Genomic DNA, 13,735 nt, shown 5'->3' on the forward strand with positions numbered 1-13,735 from the left:
GCGTTACTCCATCCAGTCGCGGAAGAAACTTTCATGCGCTTCCCGCAGATCGGTAACCGCAATCGGCTTCCCGTTCAGCACCAGCTTGTCGCCCTTAACCTGTCCGATCTTCTCGAACGGCACCTTTGCGCGATCCAGATCATCTTCGTTGCGATAGGTGATGACATAGCGGCCCTGCGCTTCGCTGAAGGCAAAGGCGCTGGTCATCGGGTCAATTTCGGCGCCGAGATTACCGGCCAGGGCCATTTCGGCGAGCGTCACGGCAAGGCCGCCGTCGCTGATATCGTGGACGGCGGTGACCTTGCCGTCGGCGATCAGCTCGCGGACGATCCGGCCGGCCCATTCTTCATCCTTGAGATCGACCTTGGGTGGCGGGCCATCGGTGCGGCCGTGAATTTCGCGCAGCCAGGTCGACTGGCCGAGTTCCTCGTGATGGAAACCGATGGTGGCGATGAAATCGCCTTCCTGCTTGAATCCGATGGTCATCATCTTGTCGAGATCGTCGATCAGCCCGACTGCGCCGATCGCCGGGGTCGGCAGGATCGCGTGGCTGACGCCGTCGGCGCCGGTGGTTTCGTTGTAGAGGCTGACATTGCCCGAGACGATTGGCATGTCGAGCGCCTTGCAGGCTTCGCCCATGCCTTCGATGGTACCGACAAATTGCGCCATGATATGGGGCTTTTCGGGGTTTCCGAAATTCATGCAGTCGGTGGTCGCCAGCGGCTTCGCGCCGACCGCGCAGAGGTTGCGATAGGCTTCGGCAATCGCCTGCTTGCCGCCTTCATAGGGATCGGCCTTGCAGTAGCGCGGGGTGCAGTCGGTGGTGATCGCGAGGCCCTTGTTGGTGCCATGGACGCGCACCACTGCAGCATCGCCACCGGAGCGTTGCGCTGTATCTGCGCCGACCTGGCTATCATATTGTTCCCAGATCCAGCGGCGCGAGGCGAGCGCGGGGCTGGCCATCATCTTGAGCAGGTCTGCGCCGATATCGCTGCTTTCGGCTATATCGCCGAGCGGCTGCACATTGATATGCGCGGCATATTCCTCGCGGGTAAGATGCGGGCGGTCATAGAGCGGCGCATCGTCGGCGAGCGGGCCGAGCGGAATATCGCAGACGGTTTCGCCCTTGTGGGTCAGAACCATGCGGCGGCTGTCGGTGACTTCGCCGATGACCGCGAAATCCAGTTCCCATTTGGTGAAGATCGCCTCGGCCATTTCTTCGCGACCGGGTTTCAGCACCATCAACATGCGTTCCTGGCTCTCGCTGAGCATCATCTCGTACGCGGTCATGCCGGTTTCGCGGCAAGGCACTTTGTCCATATCGAGAATGATGCCGACTTCGCCATTGGTCGCCATTTCGACGCTGGAACTGGTCAGGCCAGCCGCGCCCATATCCTGGATCGCGACAATCGCGTCGCTGGCCATCAGTTCGAGACAGGCTTCGATCAGCAGCTTTTCGGTGAACGGATCGCCGACCTGAACGGTGGGGCGCTTTTCATCGCTGTCATCATCAAATTCGGCGCTCGCCATGGTCGCGCCGTGGATGCCGTCGCGGCCGGTCTTGGAGCGACATAGACGATCGGATTGCCGACGCCGGAGGCCGCTGAATAGAAAATCTTGTCCGCGTCCGCGACGCCAACGGTCATCGCATTGACGATGATATTGCCATCATAGGCCGGGTCGAAATTGGTCTCGCCGCCAACGGTCGGGACGCCGACGCAATTGCCATAGCCGCCGATACCCGCGACAACGCCCTTGACCAGATGCTTCATCTTCGGATGGTCGGGCCGGCCGAAGCGGAGCGCGTTGAGGTTTGCGACCGGCCGCGCGCCCATGGTGAACACGTCGCGCAGGATGCCGCCGACGCCGGTCGCCGCGCCTGATAGGGCTCGATATAGGACGGATGGTTGTGGCTCTCCATCTTGAAGATTGCCGCCTGACCGTCGCCGATATCAATCACACCGGCATTTTCGCCGGGACCGCAAATGACCTGCGGGCCGGTGGTCGGCAGCTTCTTCAGGTGCAGGCGCGATGATTTGTAGGAACAATGTTCCGACCACATGACCGAAAAGATGCCCAGTTCGGTGATATTCGGCTCGCGGCCGAGCGCGTTCAATATGCGCTGATATTCCTCCGCGTTAAGGCCATGCTCGCGCACGGTTTCGGTGGAGATCTGGGGCTCTGCAATCAGCGTGTCTGTGGTCATGAAGACCCTTTAACGGCGCGGGGCAATTTCGCCTAGAGGGAATTGATGTTTCGTGGCGCTGCTTTAAGGATAGGTTCAAAGGAGCAACCTATGTCCAAAACCATCGAACTGATTTTCGATTTCGTCAGCCCCAATGCCTATCTGATCTGGCAGCCGCTCAAGGCGCTGGCCGACAAACATGGCGCGACCATCGCAATCACCCCGGCCTTTCTTGGCGGGATGCACAAGCTGACCGGCAATGCGCCGCCGTTCATTCGCGACGCGGAAGTGAAGGGCAAGAATGAATATGCGATGCTGGAGCTGGGGCGTTTTGTCAAAAGGCACGGGCTCGCCAAGTTCAAGATGAACCCGCATTTTCCGTTTAATACAATTACGCTGTTGCGGATGCTCGTGGCGCTTCCGGCGGAGAAGCGGGCGGAGTTTATCGAACTGCTCCTGCCTCCGATCTGGGAAGACGAGCTGGACGTGACCGACGGCGAAACGCTGGGCAAGATTTTGCAGGATGGAGGTTTTGATGCGGCGGACCTGCTCGCGCAAACACAGGATCCGGCGATCAAGCAGGCCCTGATCGACAATACGGAAAATGCGGTCGAGCGCGGGGCCTTTGGTATCCCGACCATCTATATCGACGGCGAGATGTATTTCGGCAAGGAACGGCTTGGCCAGATTGACGAGCAGCTATCCGCTTGAAATCGCCCTGCAATGATATCTGTACCATTGATCGTTCGAGCAAGCTTTGTGTCGGCTGTGGGCGCAGCCTGTCGGAAATAGGCGAGTGGGGTTCTGCTTCATCCGGCCGGCAGCGTGAGATATTGTCCTTGCTGCCGGACAGGATGAGGCAATTGGCCGTGAAGGCGAAACGCTAAGGACTCGGAGCGTCAGGCCTTGACGAACCGCAACACCAGATAAGCAGTCAGCGCCGCGGTCACACCGGTCGCGAAAGCGCCCCAGGCGATATCGTACAGGCTGATTTTGGTCGACCAGACCTTGAGTACGGCCTGGCTGGTCAGATCGTAAGTCGCATAAGCGATCCCGCCGAACAACGCGCCGTTGTGCAAGGCCGTGGACCACTGGCCGCTGGCAAGCGCCGGCTTGATCCCGAACCAGACGATTCCGAACAGGTAGATCGCATAGAAAATCATCGCCGGAGCCTTGCGGAATTCATCCGCCATGATCTCGCCGATCACCGGCCGGTACAGGCTCTGTGCCATATTGCTGAGCCAGAGAAAGTCGAGAATGCCGAAGACGATGGCGGCGATGAAATAGGCGGCGATATATTGGGTCATATTTTATCTGCTTTCCTGTCTTTGCGCTTGCCCGCTCAAACCTGCTTCAACATGCGCGTCTTGCCGACCAGAAATGCGACGGCGGATGCGATGGTAAAGGCGATCAGGGCGGTTATCATCATGCCCGGAGTTGCGGCTTCCGGTTCCGGAGCAAACCAGTTAACGGCCTGAAATAGAGCCAGCAATATGGCCAAAAGCACTAAGACAAATTTCGAGCTGGGCGCAATTGGGCGGGTGCGGATTACGAAAAGGTGAGCGCGCCAAAGGTGATCAGCAGTTCCAGCGGCATCTCGATCATCGGATAGTTCCACAGCACAAGGCCCATTTTCGGCGGTGATCCGGCGAGCGTCAGGTCAGGCGCATGGACCAGCAGGTCGAGAAACCAGTGCGATAGCACCACCGCGCCGCCGATCAGCGCGCCGGTCCGGTTGCGGGTAACCAGCCAGATCAGCAGCGCAAAGGCCGCGGCCCAGATCGTGCTCCCGAGCAGGCTGTGGGTATAGGGCATGTCATAGAGGTCGAGCGGCACCATCTCGGTGATCCCCGGGGTGATCCGGAAATTTTCGATACCGGCCAGCGCTAGGCCGAAAAAGCCGAAATCCACCAATTGCCCGGCGACAAACAGGGTGCCGAGACCCGGTGCCTTGGGGTGGGTTGCGGCGACCATCGCGGGCGCAAAATGACCTATGAACATGTTTCTTCTCCCAGCTTTTCTTTCGGGAGCTACACCGGAAGTGGACGATAGTGAAGTCCAGCCCTTGACCGCGGCTCAAAGCCTCGTCATTGAATTGCGCCATGAGCGAAACCAATGAAGATTTTTCTGCCCTGAATTTCGAGGATGCGCTGAAGCGGCTCGAGGATATTGTCCGCAAGCTCGAAAGCGGCGATGTGCCGCTCGACCAGTCGATTGCGCTGTATAGCGAAGGCGAGAAATTGCGTGGCCTGTGTCAGCAACGGCTGGAAGCCGCGCAGGCCAAGATCGAGAAAATCACCCTCGACCGCGATGGCAAACCGCAAGCTACTGCACCTTTTGACGCGGACTGAGCCCGTGGCGGCCAATAATAATTCGGATCTTTTGCGGGAAATGGGACGGGTTGCCACCGCTGTCGACCGGCAGTTCGACACGCTTCTGCAAGTCCCGGACGATGCCCGTCGCGAACTATACGAAGCGATGCGCCATGCCGCGATAGGCGGCGGCAAACGGATGCGGCCGCTGCTGGTCATGGCCACCGCGCGATTGTTCAACGTCGATGAATCCTGCGCCATCCGGGCGGCGACCGCGGTCGAGGCCCTGCATGTCTATTCGCTGATCCACGACGATCTGCCCTGCATGGACGATGATGATCTGCGTCGGGGCAAGCCGACCACCCATATCGCCTTTGGCGAAGCGACCGCAGTTCTCGCCGGTGACGCCTTGCACGCGCTTTCCTTCGGATTGCTGGCCGACGAACGCACCCACCATGATCCGTTCGTGCGCGCCGAAATGACCGCCTGTCTGGCCAAAGCCGCCGGGCCTGCCGGTATGGCGGGCGGCCAGATGATGGATCTGGTGGCGGAGAACACAACCTTTGATCTGCCGACCGTGACCCGGCTGCAACAGTTGAAAACCGGTGCGCTGATCGGCGCCTGTGTCGAGATAGGGGCTATTCTTGGTCGCGTGGCAAACGAGGGCCGGACCAGCTTGCGTGGCTATGCCCATGATCTGGGCCTCGCATTCCAGATCGCCGACGACATATTGGATGTGGAGGGTGACGAGGAAAAGGCCGGCAAGGCGCTGCACAAGGATGCCGAGGCGGGCAAGGAGACTTTTCTCAGCCTGATGGGACTGGAACGGGCCAAAGAACAGGCCCAGATGCTGGTGGATCAGGCGAAATCGCATTTGAATGGTTATGGCGAGGAAGCGGACCTGCTTCGCGCCATAGCGGAATATACAATCACCAGAGACCGCTAGGCGGGAAGGACGGGACATGAGAATCGGCGTTTATCCGGGGACTTTTGATCCCATTACATTGGGTCATATGGATATCATCAAGCGCGGCATGCGGCTGGTCGACAAGCTGGTGATCGGCGTGACCACCAATCCCTCGAAATCACCGATGTTCTCCGACGAAGAGCGACTCGAGATGGTGCGGCGGGAGACGGCCGAACTGGGCGATGGCGTCGAGGTCGTCGGCTTCAACATGCTGCTCATGAAATTTGCCGAGAAACAGGGCGCCAATGTCATTGTCCGCGGTCTGCGGGCGGTTGCCGACTTTGAATATGAATATCAGATGGCGGGCATGAACCAGCAATTAAACGACGATATCGAAACAGTGTTTTTGATGGCTGATGTGTCGCTGCAACCAATCGCCTCGCGACTGGTCAAGGAAATCGCCATGTTCGGCGGCGAAATTCACAAGTTCGTGACGCCGCTTGTGGCCGATGAAATCACCGCGCGGGTAGAAAAGATCGGCCTGAAGGGTGATCAATAGGCTTCGCAGCAATTCATTGCAGTGAAAGGTAGAATCGTCCAAAGGCTGTTAGCTTTCCCATTCCGCAATACCAAATCGAGTATGCCATGCTGCGCAAATTTCTATTGACCATCTCCGCCCTGTTTCTGGCTTCCCTTCCTGTCCACGCACAGGAAGCGTCTGAACAGACACCGGCGCCGGCGTCTGTTCCTGCCGAAGAAAATATCCTTTATCTTGATCTGTCGACCGGCGGCCGGGTGACAATCCAGCTCTATCCGGCCATGGCTCCCAATCACGTCGAACGAATCAAGACGCTGACGCGCCAGGGCTTTTATGACGGCATTATTTTTCACCGTGTCATCGAAGGCTTCATGGCGCAGACCGGTGATCCGACCGGCACTGGTACCGGCGGATCGGAATTGCCCGACCTGAAAGCCGAATTTGGCCAGTTTCCACATGTGCGTGGCGTCGTCTCTATGGCGCGCGCGCAAAGCGAAGACAGCGCCAACAGTCAATTTTTCATTGTCTTCTACCCGCGTTTCTCGCTCGACAAAAATTACACGGTCTTTGGCCGCGTGACTGGCGGGATGGAATATGTGGATTCGATTGAACGTGGAGAACCGCCGGTCAACCCGAGCCGGATCCTGCAGGCATCGATCGCTGCCGACAACAAGCCTCCGGTCCTGCCGAGCGCGCTGGACAATGTTTCCGAGACGCCGTTCTCGGTCGAAGACCTGAACGCGCCGATCAATCCCTAGAATATTCCGTGCGCGTTGACCTGTTCGATTTTGCGCTGCCGCAGGAGCTGATCGCGTTGCGTCCGGCGGTCCCGCGGGACAGCGCAAAATGCTGCGGGTCGATGGCGACCGGATGTCCGACCATAGCGTTAGCGACTTGCCGCAACTGCTCGGCCCGCAGGGTATTCTGGTCTTCAATGATACCAAGGTGATTCCGGCGCAGCTGCAAGGCACGCGCGGGGAAGCAAAAATCGGCGCCACGCTGCACAAAAGGGTCGATCTTCGCCGCTGGCAGGCTTTCATCCGCAATGCCAAACGTCTCCGCGTCGGAGAGATCGTCGATTTTGGCATGGATGTGACAGCCGAAGCAGAAGCCAAGCTGGACGACGGCAGTTTCATTCTGCATTTTCTGGGTGATGAGCCGGTCGAGCTGATGCTCGAGCGTGCGGGTACCATGCCCCTGCCGCCCTATATCGCCAGCAAGCGGGCGATCGACGCGCGCGATGCGGAAGATTATCAGACGATGTTTGCCCGCGAAAAGGGCGCGGTCGCCGCGCCGACGGCGGCGCTGCATTTCACCGACGGACTGCTGGACGCTCTGGCGGCCGCCGGCATAGGCAGCGAAACGCTCACCCTGCATGTCGGGGCGGGGACCTTCCTGCCGGTCAAGGTCGATGAAACCGACGACCACCAGATGCACAGCGAGTGGGGCCGGATCGATGCGGCAACGGCAGACCGGCTGAATGCCGCGCGCAAAGCGGGAGGCCGGGTGATCGCGGTCGGCACCACCAGCCTGCGCCTGCTGGAAAGCGCGACGGACGAGGACGGGATCATCCGTCCGTTCGAAGGTGATACCGATATTTTCATCACGCCGGGCTACAAGTTCCGCGCGATCGACGGCCTGATGACCAATTTCCACTTGCCCAAATCGACCCTGTTCATGCTGGTCAGCGCATTGATGGGGCTGGAGACAATGCAGGCGGTCTACGCCCATGCAGTTGCGGAAGGATATCGTTTCTACAGCTATGGGGATTCCAGCCTGTTGCTGCCAAAGCGATAGCCGTGCTGGCCTTGTTACTAGTGGAATAGCGAAACGAATCAGGGCATGATCGCACCTGATATGGAAGTTTTCTAAACGGAGAGATGACAATGGATAGCTACGAGCAGAATTACATCAACGGTCAATGGGTCGATTCTATTGGCGGTACGCCGCACCAGGTCATCAATCCGGCAACCGAAGAGCCGGGCACGAAAATCGTGCTGGGCACCAAGGCCGATGTCGATGCCGCGGTTGCCGCAGCGAAAGCCGCGTTCAAGACTTTCAGCAAGACCTCCCGCGAGGAACGGCTCGCCCTGCTCGAGCGGATTATCGCGGAATATAAGAAGCGCATGCCGGATATTGCTGCCTCTCTGGCGGTGGAAATGGGCGCGCCGGTCAGCTTGGGCAATGCCGCACAAGCACCAGCCGGTCTCGGCGGGTTCCTTGGCACGCTGGAAGCGCTGAAGAATTTCGAATTTTCCGAAAAGTCGGGGCCAACAGCATCGTCTATGAACCGATTGGTGTGGTCGGCATGATCACGCCGTGGAACTGGCCTTTGAACCAGATCACCTTGAAAGTCGCTCCGGCCCTGGCGGGCGGCAATACTATGGTGTTGAAACCGTCCGAAGAATGTCCCGGCAGCGCCGCGATCCTGGCCGAAGTGATGGATGCTGCTGGTGTTCCGCCGGGCGTATTCAATCTGGTGCAGGGTGACGGCCCGACCGTGGGCGCCGCGATTTCCTCGCATCCCGATGTCGATATGGTCAGCTTTACCGGCTCGACCCGCGCCGGTATCTTGGTCGCAAAAGCGGCCGCCGATACGGTCAAGCGCGTGCATCAGGAACTGGGCGGCAAGTCACCCAATCTGGTCCTGCCCGGTGCCAAGCTGGAGGAAGTCCTGCCGCCAACCATCGCCGGGGTGATGGTCAACACGGGCCAGAGCTGCATCGCGCCAACCCGCGTATTGGTGCACAAGGACCAGAACAGCGAGGCTATCGCGGTGGTCAAGAATATCGTCGAGAGCCAGGAAGTCGGCGACCGACGGTCGAAGGCGGGCATATGGGACCGGTTGTGAACAAGGCGCAATTTGGCAAGATCCAGGATCTGATCCAGTCGGCGATTGACGAAGGTGCCACGCTGGAAACCGGCGGAACAGATTTGCCGGCCAATGTGAACCGCGGCTATTATATCAAGCCAACCCTGTTCAGCGGTGTGACGCCGAATATGCGGATCGCCAAGGAAGAGGTCTTCGGTCCGGTTGTCACTCTGATGAGCTATGACAATCTCGACGAGGCCATCGAGATCGCGAATGACACCGAATATGGCCTCTCCGCCGTCATTTCCGGTGATCCGGCTGCTGCCGCCGAAGTGGCTCCGCAACTCAAGGCCGGAATGGTCATCGTCAACAATTGGGGGCCGGCTCCCGGTCTGCCTTTCGGCGGCTATAAACAGTCCGGCAACGGCCGCGAAGGCGGCGTGTACGGTCTGCGCGATTTCATGGAAATGAAATCGATCAGCGGCCTGCCGAGCTAAACGCGCGCTACGGAAACAAAAAGGGCGGATCAACCGAACCGCCCTTTTTTCTTTACTGACCGAAAGGCTCAGCCTTCGGTAGGAGCCGGTGCAACCGGTGGGTCATTGTCGGCAACTTCGGTGAGCGAGCCACCCATGGCTTCGCATTCGCCTACATCGATGTTTTTCCAGGCATTGCCCTGATAATCGACGACAGAAGTGCCGGCACAGGTTGTGCCTTCACCGGCTTTGCAATCATTCTGGCCGGCCAGCGCGATGCCGTAGCATTTCTCTTGGTCCGCCGCGGCGACTTCGGTCACTTCGCCGCTTGTTGCTTCCGCGCCTTCGCTGGCCGTTTCACCATTGCCGCCGGAGCAGGCGGAAAGAGCGGCTGCCGCGATCAGTGCGGTTGCCGCGGAACCCAATGTTGTTGCTTTTGTCATAAATTACTCCCGATTTAGGTCTTTGAGAATCTGCGCCCATCCTGCACAGATGTCGAAATATTCGAACAGGACAGACCATTGGTTACACCAACAACAGTAAAACACAAAATCGAGGCCGTAAAATCTGGTTTCACGTTGCGAAGCGGGCATGTCCATGGCTGAGCGCTTTTCCTTTTCCATTGCGGCGACCGACGGCAAGGCGCGGACCGGCACAATCAGCATGTTGCGCGGTGAGATTCGCACGCCGGCCTTCATGCCGGTGGGCACGGCGGCCACGGTCAAGGCGCTGAAGCCGGAGACCGTGCGCGCGACGGGTGCAGACATCATTCTCGGCAATACCTATCACCTGATGCTGCGCCCGGGCGCGGAGCGGGTGGCGCGGCTTGGCGGTCTGCACAAGTTCATGAACTGGAATCGCCCGATCCTGACCGACAGCGGCGGCTATCAGGTGATGAGCCTGTCTGAGCTGACGAAATTGAGCGAGAACGGGGTGGAATTCCAGAGCCATCTCGACGGTTCGCGCCATATGCTGACCCCTGAACGGTCGATGGAAATCCAGCGGTTGTTGGGCAGCGACATCGTTATGGCGTTCGACGAATGCACCAAAATGGTGCGACCCGGGAAGAGGCATTGGCCTCGATGGAACGGTCGATGCGCTGGGCCAAGCGGTCGCGCGACGGTTTTGACAGCGGTGAGGAGCATGCGGCGAGAGCGGCCTTGTTCGGGATCCAGCAGGGTTCGCTGGACAAGGAAATGCGGGCGGCCTCTGCCGAAGCGCTGATCGAGATCGGTTTTGACGGCTATGCCATTGGTGGTCTGGCCGTGGGCGAAGGGCAGGAAGCGATGTTCGACGTGCTCGACTATGCGCCCGGCCAATTGCCCGCCGACAAGCCGCGTTATCTGATGGGTGTGGGCAAGCCGGATGATCTGGTCGGTGCGGTCGAGCGCGGCGTTGACATGTTCGACTGTGTGCTGCCCAGCCGGTCGGGCCGCAACGGACAGGCGTTCACCGCGCAGGGACCGATCAATATCCGCAACGCAAAATTTGCGGAGGACCTTGCTCCGCTGGACGAAAATTGCGCCTGTCCGGTTTGCCAGAACCATAGCCGCGCCTATCTGCACCATCTGATCCGGGCCAAGGAGATATTGGGCGCGATGCTGATGACCGAGCATAATATTGCATATTATCAATCGCTGATGGCAGGCATGCGGGACGCGATTGCCGCCGGAACATTTGCCGATTTTGCCAAAATTTCCGCAGCGCCTATCTGAAACCATGATCATCGGACTGCCGGAAAAGACGAGTCTGCAGGATGCGCTGGACCGCGCGCGTGATCATGCGCCCTATCTCGGCATGGCGATGCAGGTGCTGCCCGAGCTTACCGATCTGCTTGCAGAGGATAATCTTGACGCGGCGCTGGACTATGTGCGCGACGCGGGAGCGGGTGCCGCCAATGTCCGGCAAAAGCTGCGATGGGAAAACGGGCGCTGGCGCTGACGCTGGCGATTGGCGATCTTGCCGGCCAATTGTCGCTCACCGACGTGATCACCCGCCTGTCCGATTTTGCCGACCGGGCGCTCGACGAGGCTTTGGCCGATATATATGCGACCCGCTATCCCGATGCGCCGCTGGAAGGCTTTTCGATCATCGGCCTCGGCAAGCACGGCAGCCGCGAACTCAACTATTCTTCGGATATCGATCCGATCTTCATCTACGATCCCGACAAGATCCCGGTGCGCGGCCGGGAAGAACCCAGCGACGCCGCGCGGCGGATCGGCCAGCAGCTGGTCGAAGCGCTCAACAGCCGCGATGCCGACGGCTATGTGTTCCGCGTCGACATGCGCTTGCGCCCTTCGCCGGAAGTAAGCCCGGTGGCGCTACCGGTGGAAGCGGCGATCAGCTATTATGAATCGAGCGCGCTCGCTTGGGAACAGGCGGCCTATATCCGCTCGCGCGCCGCTGCGGGGGATCCGGAGCTGGGGCGCTATTTTCTAGAGACGATCAATCCGTTCATCTGGCGGCGCTCGCTGGATTATGGCGCGATCAAGAATATCGGGTCGGTCACCGCGCAAATCCGCGATCATTATGCTGCCGGCCAGAAATTCGGCCCGGGTTTCGATCTGAAGCGCGGGCGCGGCGGCATTCGCGAGACGGAATTCTACGCCCAGATGCACCAGTTGATTTTGGCGGCCGACAACCGGACCTGCGCGCACCGGCAACGCGCGATGCGCTGTCTGCGCTGGTCAAGGCCGAACGGATCGATGGCGACAAGGCGCGGGTGCTGAGCGAATCCTACGAACTTTACCGGGTCATCGAACATCGCCTCCAGATGGTCAACGACCAGCAGACCCACAGCCTGCCAGACGCGGCCGCGGACCTTGACCGCGTGGCACGACTGCACGGGCTTCAGAGCGGACAGCAACTGCTCGACCTGCTTGCCCCACATGTGGAGGCGGTTGGCACCATCTACGATGATCTGATCGAGCCGGAAGACGACCGGCGACTGCCGCTGGATGAGGAGAAGCTGGCCGCGGTGATAGCGGAGAAGAATCTGATCGAGGGGGACAGCTTTCTGCAGGCGATCCGGCGCTGGCGGAGCGGCAAGGTGACCGCTTTGCGCTCTTCGGCCGCGCAGGAATCCTTCGAGGCGATATTGCCCGATCTGGTCGATGCGATCGCCACGGCCCCCAATTCGACCAAGGCGCTGGCGCGGCTCGACAGCCTGATCGAGAAATTGCCGACCGCGATCAATTTCTTCCGGATATTGGAAGCCCGCCCGGCTCTGCTCGACCTGCTTGGCAAGATTCTCAGCCACGCGCCGGTGCTGGCTGATGCATTGGCCCAGCGGGCGGAATTATTCGACGGTCTGATTGATGCAACCGCGCTGGATCTGCCCCCGTCGGTGGAGGACCTGGTCGAACAATTTGCCCGCATGGAGCCGGGTGATGATTACCAGATGCTGCTCGACAGGGTGCGGGCCCGGGTTGGTGACAAACGCTTTGCGCTCGGCGTGCAGCTGATCGAGGGCCATCATGATGCGCTTGCCATTTCGGCGGGCTATGCCCGGGTGGCGGAAGCGGCAATCCAGGTGCTGACCGACGCGACCATAACGGAATTTGAGGCAATACACGGCAAGGTCCCGGGCGGCACGCTGCTGATCCTCGCGCTGGGGCGGCTGGGCGGAGAGGCGCTGACGCATGCGTCGGACCTCGACCTGATCTTCCTGTTCAGTGGCGACCATAGTGCCGAGTCCGATGGTCAGCGCTCGTTGGGGGCCACCCAATATTACAACCGCCTGGCCGCGCGGCTGGTCACGGCCTTGTCCGTTCCGACGGCGGCCGGCCCGCTCTATGAAGTGGACACGAGATTGCGGCCCTCGGGCACGCAGGGGCCGCTGGCCGTCACGTTGGAGAGTTTCTACAAATATCAGCGGGAAAATGCCTGGACCTGGGAGCATATGGCGCTGACCCGGGCGCGGCCCGTCTATGGCGATCCGGCCGCGCGGGCCGAGCTTCAAAAAGAAATATGCGACATCCTGTGCGAGGAACGCGAACCCGAAGCTTTGCGCAAGGCGGTCCGGAAAATGCGGCTGGATATTGTCGAGCATAAGCCGCCCAAGGGGCCGCTGGATACCAAGATGATGGAAGGCGGGCTGGTCGACTGGGAGTTTATCGTCCATTTTCTGCAGCTGAAAACGGGTGAGGCGCTCTACCCGCAATTGGGCAAGGCGGTCCGGGCGCTGGTGGACGCGGGGCATCTCGACAAGGAAATGATCACCGCGCATGAGCTGATGACCCGCTTGCTGGTGGCCTTGCGGCTAATGTCGCCGGACTGCGACTTTCCGCCGGAAACCAGCCGGGCCTTGATCGCCAAGGCTGCGGGACAGGAAAGCTGGGACGCGCTGCTCGACGGCTATGATCGGGCGCGCCAATGCGTTATCGACGAGTGGAACAGGCACTTGCGGCCGGATCCCGATGAAATATTAGGAGATATTATATGATCGATGTGGGCGATAAAATTCCGGATATGGAACTGGTGGCGCCGGATGGCAGTCCGGTGAG

13 protein-coding genes and 4 pseudogenes are annotated in these 13,735 nt (G+C 59.8%); 12 read left to right on the plus strand and 5 right to left on the minus strand.

From position 1 onward, the window contains the following. Nucleotides 1-3: 3 nt before the first annotated feature. Nucleotides 4-2,206, minus strand: a pseudogene (gene purL / locus C8024_RS05485) (phosphoribosylformylglycinamidine synthase subunit PurL). Between the two features lie 90 nt (nucleotides 2,207-2,296). On the opposite strand from purL, the gene C8024_RS05490 reads away from it, so the two are divergent. Together C8024_RS05490 and C8024_RS22980 are read left to right on the plus strand one after the other, a co-directional pair. After that, complete coding sequence (locus C8024_RS05490) at nucleotides 2,297-2,896, plus strand: 2-hydroxychromene-2-carboxylate isomerase (protein WP_173203361.1); 600 nt, start codon at nucleotides 2,297-2,299, stop codon at nucleotides 2,894-2,896. Beyond that, nucleotides 2,893-3,072, plus strand: a complete 180-nt coding sequence (locus C8024_RS22980) for a DUF1289 domain-containing protein (protein WP_173203362.1) — start codon at nucleotides 2,893-2,895, stop codon at nucleotides 3,070-3,072. The genes C8024_RS05490 and C8024_RS22980 overlap by 4 nt, the downstream gene beginning before the upstream one ends. 12 nt (nucleotides 3,073-3,084) lie before the next feature. Here the strand turns inward: C8024_RS22980 and C8024_RS05500 are convergent, their stop codons facing one another. From C8024_RS05500 to C8024_RS05505, 3 genes are read right to left on the minus strand one after another with little or no spacing between them, the layout of a single operon-like run. After that, nucleotides 3,085-3,492 (minus strand): DUF2177 family protein, encoded by a 408-nt coding sequence (locus C8024_RS05500; RefSeq protein WP_173203363.1) that lies wholly within the window; start codon nucleotides 3,490-3,492, stop codon nucleotides 3,085-3,087. A gap of 35 nt (nucleotides 3,493-3,527) precedes the next feature. Beyond that, on the minus strand, nucleotides 3,528-3,677 hold the full coding sequence (locus C8024_RS21000) for a hypothetical protein (RefSeq protein ID WP_254305602.1): 150 nt from the start codon (nucleotides 3,675-3,677) through the stop codon (nucleotides 3,528-3,530). 56 nt (nucleotides 3,678-3,733) lie between these two features. After that, entirely contained in the window at nucleotides 3,734-4,186 is a 453-nt protein-coding gene (locus C8024_RS05505; protein ID WP_254305603.1) for a hypothetical protein, read from the minus strand. Between the two features lie 101 nt (nucleotides 4,187-4,287). Here C8024_RS05505 and C8024_RS05510 point away from each other — a divergent pair, with 101 nt between their 5' ends. From C8024_RS05510 to C8024_RS05535, 6 genes and pseudogenes are all read left to right on the plus strand, one after another. After that, nucleotides 4,288-4,536: an exodeoxyribonuclease VII small subunit gene (locus C8024_RS05510; protein WP_100092711.1), complete on the plus strand. Its 249-nt coding sequence runs from the start codon at nucleotides 4,288-4,290 to the stop codon at nucleotides 4,534-4,536. 40 nt (nucleotides 4,537-4,576) lie between these two features. Further along, complete coding sequence (locus C8024_RS05515) at nucleotides 4,577-5,443, plus strand: polyprenyl synthetase family protein (RefSeq protein WP_240616936.1); 867 nt, start codon at nucleotides 4,577-4,579, stop codon at nucleotides 5,441-5,443. Between the two features lie 16 nt (nucleotides 5,444-5,459). After that, nucleotides 5,460-5,963: a pantetheine-phosphate adenylyltransferase gene (gene coaD / locus C8024_RS05520; protein WP_100092710.1), complete on the plus strand. Its 504-nt coding sequence runs from the start codon at nucleotides 5,460-5,462 to the stop codon at nucleotides 5,961-5,963. Between the two features lie 86 nt (nucleotides 5,964-6,049). Next, complete coding sequence (locus C8024_RS05525) at nucleotides 6,050-6,700, plus strand: peptidylprolyl isomerase (protein ID WP_173203365.1); 651 nt, start codon at nucleotides 6,050-6,052, stop codon at nucleotides 6,698-6,700. Nucleotides 6,701-6,708: 8 nt separating this feature from the next. Then, nucleotides 6,709-7,739, plus strand: a pseudogene (gene queA / locus C8024_RS05530) (tRNA preQ1(34) S-adenosylmethionine ribosyltransferase-isomerase QueA). Nucleotides 7,740-7,828: 89 nt separating this feature from the next. Next, nucleotides 7,829-9,251 (plus strand): annotated as a pseudogene (locus C8024_RS05535) (aldehyde dehydrogenase family protein). A 68-nt stretch (nucleotides 9,252-9,319) separates the two neighbouring features. Here the strand turns inward: C8024_RS05535 and C8024_RS05540 are convergent. Then, complete coding sequence (locus tag C8024_RS05540; RefSeq protein WP_173203367.1) at nucleotides 9,320-9,673, minus strand: DUF2282 domain-containing protein; 354 nt, start codon at nucleotides 9,671-9,673, stop codon at nucleotides 9,320-9,322. Nucleotides 9,674-9,827: 154 nt separating this feature from the next. On the opposite strand from C8024_RS05540, the pseudogene tgt reads away from it, so the two are divergent. The 4 genes and pseudogenes from tgt (at nucleotide 9,828) to C8024_RS22995 (ending at nucleotide 13,674) form a co-directional block, all read left to right on the plus strand. Continuing rightward, a pseudogene (tgt, locus tag C8024_RS05545) lies at nucleotides 9,828-10,953 on the plus strand (tRNA guanosine(34) transglycosylase Tgt). After that, nucleotides 10,950-11,171, plus strand: coding sequence for a hypothetical protein (locus C8024_RS22985; RefSeq protein ID WP_367947171.1), 222 nt, complete (start codon nucleotides 10,950-10,952; stop codon nucleotides 11,169-11,171). Before tgt ends, C8024_RS22985 begins: the two are co-directional and overlap by 4 nt. Next, complete coding sequence (locus C8024_RS22990) at nucleotides 11,147-11,959, plus strand: hypothetical protein (RefSeq protein WP_367947172.1); 813 nt, start codon at nucleotides 11,147-11,149, stop codon at nucleotides 11,957-11,959. The genes C8024_RS22985 and C8024_RS22990 overlap by 25 nt, the downstream gene beginning before the upstream one ends. After that, nucleotides 11,953-13,674 carry a hypothetical protein gene (locus C8024_RS22995; protein ID WP_367947173.1) on the plus strand — a complete coding sequence of 574 codons (1,722 nt, stop codon included), beginning with the start codon at nucleotides 11,953-11,955 and terminating at the stop codon, nucleotides 13,672-13,674. The genes C8024_RS22990 and C8024_RS22995 overlap by 7 nt, the downstream gene beginning before the upstream one ends. Nucleotides 13,675-13,735 lie beyond the last annotated feature (61 nt).

Source organism: Sphingopyxis sp. BSNA05, from assembly GCF_013265645.1.
Lineage (GTDB): Bacteria > Pseudomonadota > Alphaproteobacteria > Sphingomonadales > Sphingomonadaceae > Parasphingorhabdus.